Below are 5,870 nucleotides of genomic sequence, written 5' to 3' on the forward strand. Positions count from 1 at the left end.
AAACAAAAATGACTCCAGGCAAAAGTGTTCTATCTAAAAGGTAAGACAAAGTTGATTGGAGCGGGTGTTCGAGACTCCTGCGGGAAAAGCGCGTCTAGGGGAGACCCCGCAGGCCGAAAGCCGAGGGCCGACCGCCCGCGGAAAGCGAGTGCCTGGAGTGGAAATCAACGTCCAAACAAGCCATAAAAATAGACAAACTCGATTTTCATCGAGTTTGTCTACAGTCTGAGAAGGTGCCATACAAGGCACCTTCTTTTTGCGTTTAAAATTTATTGAACCTGCTCTGGACCTTATTTTGTTTTCGATCTCGATGTAGGACGAAACCGGCGATAAAGGCTATTCCGCCTATCGTAATGAGCAGTCCTATTAAAAATTGCAGCCAAAGGAATGGATAGGGGGGCTGTAAAATACCGAATACCATGTCCCTCATTATTTTTATGCCATAGGCAGCAAAGGCACCGGGTATAAAAAGAATCAAAAAAGCGATTAAACGTTTCATGCAGTCAAATCCCTTCCGAAAATTCCATCTTTAAAAAATGATAAAGGATATAAATTATTTGTCAAGTAACGGGAATCTAGATAATGACTGGGAGTTGGCGGCTGTTTTTAATGGGGGCCGATATGGTAAAATGGTGTGGAGTATGAAAAAAATTGCAGGGAATGATCTATTTAAAGGGGTAATTATTTCTTAAGGGGGATGGCTGATGCAAAAGGTCATGATAGTAGGGGGAGGAGTGGGAGGGACGACCGTGTTGAAACTCCTATCGGAAAGTGAAGTATTCTCCATTGTTTGTATGGCTGATACGAATGAATCCGCTGAAGGGATGCTTGCTGCGAAAGAACGAAGGATTCCTACCGTGACTAATTGGAGCATGGGATTGAAGTGGGATTTGGACATCATATTTGATACGACCGGTGACCCGTCTGTCTATAAAAAGATAAAAAGGGACATGGGCGAACAAACGATTCTCATTCCTGGAAGTGTCGCCCTCATTATGACTAAGTTGTTTGAAGAGAAAAATCGTTTAATAAGTAAATTGGAGAATACCTCCGCAAAAATGGATTTGATCCTTAATACGACCAGTGAAGGGATGGTGGTGATTGACCATGAAGGATTCATCATCATGTTCAATGATAGTGCGGAACGTGCATCAGACACAAAGCGTGAGGATGTAATTGGGAGACAGATCAAAGATTTCATCCCATCAACAGGATTGCTGCGAGTGATGCAAACGAACCAAAAAGAAGTGAATCAGGAAATCACCCTTGGCAATGGGATGGAACTCATAACGACAAGGATACCTCTGGTGAATGCCGATAAGGAAATCATAGGGGCTTTTGCCGTGTTTAGGAATAAGATGGAAGCTGTGCAATTGGCGGAGCAGATCACTGATTTAAAAGAGATACAGACGATGCTCCAGGCAATCATTCAATCCAGTGATGAAGCCATATCTGTTGTGGATGATCAAGGAAGGGGGCTTTTGATCAATCCGGCATATACAAGAATCACTGGCTTAACAAAGACCCAAGTGATCGGTAAACCGGCTTCCATCGATATTTACGAAGGCGAAAGTATGCATATGAAAGTGCTTCAGACAAAAAAACCTGTTCGTGGTGTCAATATGCGTGTCGGCCCAAAACACAAGGAAGTGATCGTGAATGTTGCTCCAATCATCGTGGATGGGTGCCTGAAAGGAAGTGTTGGCGTCATTCATGATGTATCGGAAATTCAAGCCTTGACCCACGAACTTAATCGGGCAAGACAGATCATCCGGACATTGCAGGCCAAATATTCCTTTGATGATATAATTGGGGCTTCCGAAGAGATGAAGCTTCCCATTGAACAGGCGAAATTATCGGCAAGAACACCTGCTACTGTTTTATTAAGAGGGGAATCAGGGACGGGAAAAGAGTTATTTGCACATGCCATCCATAATGCGAGCGATAGGAAGTTCAATAAATTCGTTCGGGTAAATTGTGCGGCCATCTCGGAATCATTACTTGAAAGTGAACTATTCGGTTATGATGAAGGAGCCTTTACCGGGGCAAGCAGGGGCGGAAAGGTCGGTTTTTTTGAAGAGGCAAATCAAGGGAGTATCTTTTTGGACGAAATTGGTGAATTGCCAGCCAACATCCAAGCTAAATTACTGCGGGTTTTACAAGAAAAGGAAATCGTCAGGGTGGGGGGGACGAAGCCGATCCCCATCAATGTCCGGGTCATAGCCGCTACGAACATCAATCTTGAACAGGCGATCGCAAACGGATCATTCAGGGAAGACTTATATTTCAGGCTGAACCGCATGCCTATTTTCATTGCTCCATTAAGAAAGAGAAAAGAAGATTTGAGAGAATTGGCGGAGCATTTGATTAATAAAATCAATCAGGAGTATGGACGGAGCATAGAGGGAGTTACAGCAGCAGCTATACATAAGATGCAAAACTATAACTGGCCGGGAAATGTGAGGGAACTGGAAAATATCTTAGGACGGGCAATCATTTTCATGAAATTGAACGAGACAATCATTGATATCCATCATATTCCGGATTTTATCGAAGAGCTTCCATTAAATCAAGAGAAATTATTAATGAAGCCTTCCGGCTACGTATCGGGGAAACCGCTCTCGGAGATAATAGACCAGTATGAAGCCGAAATCATTGAGCAAGCGTTCCATACCCACAAGGGAAATAAAACACTTACGGCAAAAGCGCTGGGGATTTCAGTTAGAAATCTATATTATAAAATGGAAAAACTAAAACTGTGAAAAATTTTGCATGCAATTATTTGCACACTATGAAAAATAATGCGTGGAATTTTCTGATTTATTTTAATTTAAGCGAGACTCCACTTCTGACATGAAATTTTTTTGAATTTGTTATAGGCTATAGTTGCCCGACATATTAACCAGCATGTCCTTTTTTTGGATAAAAAGATGTTGATTATGTATTTTATTGGCATGTTATTTGCATATTTAAAGGTGCATGGGTTTTTCAAGGGAACCATTCCCCATGGGGAAAATATCATGTGAGTAGCGGATTTTATTTAAAACGAACGTAGGAACAAGTAAGAATGAGGAGAAATTCAGTAGTCTCATATCTGACATGTATTAAAACATCTAGGGAGGATTCCTTTATGGAAATTTTTAAATATCTTGAGAAGTATGATTACGAGCAACTGCTATTCTGTCAGGATAAACAATCGGGTTTGAAAGCGATTATTGCCATTCATGATACAACATTAGGGCCTGCGCTTGGGGGCACAAGGATGTGGACGTATGCATCTGAAGAAGATGCCATTGAAGATGCCTTAAGGCTTTCGAGAGGAATGACATATAAAAACGCAGCTGCCGGCTTGAATTTAGGCGGGGGGAAAACAGTCATCATCGGCGATCCGCGTAAGGATAAAAATGAAGAAATGTTCCGTGCATTCGGAAGGTATATCCAAGGGTTGAATGGCCGTTATATAACAGCTGAAGATGTAGGTACAACGGTCGAGGATATGGATCTCATTCATGAGGAGACGGATTTTGTCACGGGGATTTCCCCTGCATTCGGTTCTTCGGGTAACCCTTCCCCAGTAACGGCATATGGGGTATATCGCGGTATGAAGGCTGCTGCAAAAGAGGCATTCGGAACTGATTCCTTAGAAGGCAAAGTGATTGCAGTCCAAGGTGTCGGGAATGTTTCTTATAACTTATGCCGTCATCTTCATGAGGAGGGCGCCAAGCTTATCGTTACTGATATCAATAAAGAAAGCGTGGCCCGTGCGGTTGAATCCTTTGGGGCGACTGCAGTGAATCCAGATGAAATTTATGGAGTCGACTGTGATATCTATGCACCTTGTGCATTAGGGGCTGTCATAAATGATCAAACAATCAATCAAATCAGGGCGAAGGTCATTGCAGGTGCTGCGAATAATCAATTAAAGGAAACCGTTCATGGCGATCAAATTCATGAAAAAGGGATTATATATGCTCCTGATTATGTAATTAATGCAGGGGGAGTCATAAACGTGGCCGATGAGCTTTTAGGGTATAATCGGGAAAGAGCCCTTAAGAAAGTGGAAACGGTTTATGATACAATTGAAAGAGTCATCGAGATTGCAAAACGTGATCAAATCCCAACGTATAAAGCGGCGGATAGGATGGCAGAGGAGCGAATTGCTCGCATGAGGAATTCAAGGAGCCAATTCCTGCAAAATGAAAAACATATCCTGAATGGAAGAAAATGAATGTAATTTTACAAGATTAGATTCCTGTGTTTTTTTAAATAAACACAGGAATTTTCAACATGGATAACGTAATAAACATAGGGCAAGTAAAAATGGTGACAAATTGTATGTATTTGTGAGGAGGAGTGGTTTTGGCTGAAGAATTTGACCTCGTTATCCTCGGAGGAGGAACAGGCGGGTATGTGGCGGCAATAAGGGCTGCTCAATTAGGATTGAAAACGGCTGTCGTGGAGAAAGGCAAGCTCGGCGGAACGTGTCTACATAAAGGCTGTATCCCTTCGAAAGCACTTTTAAGGAGTGCGGAAGTTTATCAGACTGCAGTGAAAAGTGAGGAATTCGGTATTGTTACCGGGGATGTAAAGGTAGATTTCCTTAAAGTGCAGGAAAGAAAAACTAAAGTGGTCGATCAACTCTATAAAGGAGTTCAGCACTTAATGAAACAAGGAAAGATAACGGTTTATGAAGGGTTAGGGCGGATACTAGGTCCTTCTATATTTTCACCGATGCCTGGGACAATTTCCGTGGAAATGAATGATGGCAGTGAAAATGAAATGCTCATTCCCCAGAATGTCATCATTGCAACCGGTTCGCGTCCGAAGACACTGCCCGGTTTAGCGGTTGATGGGGAATTGGTGCTTACATCGGATGAAGCTCTAAAGCTTGAGAGCCTGCCAAAATCGATGATTATTGTAGGCGGTGGAGTTATCGGCATTGAATGGGCTTCGATGCTCAATGATTTTGGTGTGGAAGTGACAGTACTGGAATATGCAGATAGAATCATCCCGACAGAAGACCATGATATTTCCAGTGAAATGCTTCGTCTCCTAACGAAAAAAGGCGTCAAATTCGTTACAGGTGCCAAGGTATTGCCTGAAACCCTGAAAACGGGTGAGTCAGTATCCATTTCTGCTGAAGTCAAAGGTTCGGTAGAGGAATTCACAGCTGAAAAAATGCTGGTTTCCGTAGGAAGGTCAGCAAATGTTGAAGGGATCGGTCTTGAAAATACGGAGATTGTGAAAGAAAAAGGTTTTATTGAAACCAATGAATTCTTCCAAACGAAGGAATCACATATCTATGCGATCGGTGACTGTATCGGCGGTCTGCAATTGGCACACGTTGCCTCCCATGAAGGTATTACGGCCGTTGAACATATTGCAGGCAAAAAACCGGAACCGCTGGATTATTCGCTCATTTCTAAATGTGTGTATTCAAGCCCTGAGGCTGCAAGTGTCGGTTTGACGGAAGATCAGGCAAATAAGGAAGGCTATGACCTTAAAATAGGGAAATTCCCATTCCGTGCAGTTGGTAAGGCCCTTGTTTTTGGGGAAGCGGATGGTTTTGTCAAAATCATCGCCGATAAGAAAACGGATGATATACTGGGCGTTCATATGATCGGACCACATGTTACGGATATGATTTCAGAAGCTGGACTTGCAAAAGTGCTTGATGCGACACCTTGGGAAGTAGGCAAGACAATTCATCCGCACCCAAGTCTTTCTGAAGCAATCGGGGAGGCGGCCCTTGCTGTCGATGGACGTGCCATACATTCTTAAAGAATAAGGTCAGGAGGTTTTATGATGGTAGAAAAACGTCATGAACAATTAGGCTTAAATGAGGAAACGGTTTTAGATATGTACCGGAC

Annotated in this window: 4 protein-coding genes; 3 read left to right on the forward strand and 1 reads right to left on the reverse strand. The window is 42.7% G+C overall.

The annotated features are described in order from the left end of the window. Positions 1-262 precede the first annotated feature (262 nt). Entirely contained in the window at positions 263-499 is a 237-nt protein-coding gene (locus tag AC1DVB_RS24685; protein WP_034308264.1) for a DUF2627 domain-containing protein, read from the reverse strand. Positions 500-704: 205 nt separating this feature from the next. Here AC1DVB_RS24685 and AC1DVB_RS24690 point away from each other — a divergent pair, with 205 nt between their 5' ends. From AC1DVB_RS24690 to lpdA, 3 genes are all read left to right on the forward strand, one after another. Beyond that, positions 705-2,762 (forward strand): sigma-54 interaction domain-containing protein, encoded by a 2,058-nt coding sequence (locus AC1DVB_RS24690; RefSeq protein WP_095678582.1) that lies wholly within the window; start codon positions 705-707, stop codon positions 2,760-2,762. Positions 2,763-3,130: 368 nt separating this feature from the next. Beyond that, on the forward strand, positions 3,131-4,228 hold the full coding sequence (gene bcd / locus AC1DVB_RS24695; RefSeq protein ID WP_057278787.1) for a branched-chain amino acid dehydrogenase: 1,098 nt from the start codon (positions 3,131-3,133) through the stop codon (positions 4,226-4,228). 131 nt (positions 4,229-4,359) lie between these two features. After that, positions 4,360-5,781 carry a dihydrolipoyl dehydrogenase gene (gene lpdA / locus AC1DVB_RS24700; RefSeq protein WP_477591404.1) on the forward strand — a complete coding sequence of 474 codons (1,422 nt, stop codon included), beginning with the start codon at positions 4,360-4,362 and terminating at the stop codon, positions 5,779-5,781. Positions 5,782-5,870 lie beyond the last annotated feature (89 nt).

Source organism: Peribacillus sp. P4_D6 (assembly GCF_056401795.1).

Excerpts from the sequence above, each read along its gene's own strand:
- AC1DVB_RS24690 (WP_095678582.1), top strand. The coding sequence starts at position 705 with ATGCAAAAGGTCATGATAGTAGGGGGAGGAGTGGGAGGGACGACCGTG.
- bcd (WP_057278787.1), top strand. The coding sequence starts at position 3,131 with ATGGAAATTTTTAAATATCTTGAGAAGTATGATTACGAGCAACTGCTA.
- AC1DVB_RS24685 (WP_034308264.1), bottom strand. The coding sequence starts at position 499 with ATGAAACGTTTAATCGCTTTTTTGATTCTTTTTATACCCGGTGCCTTT.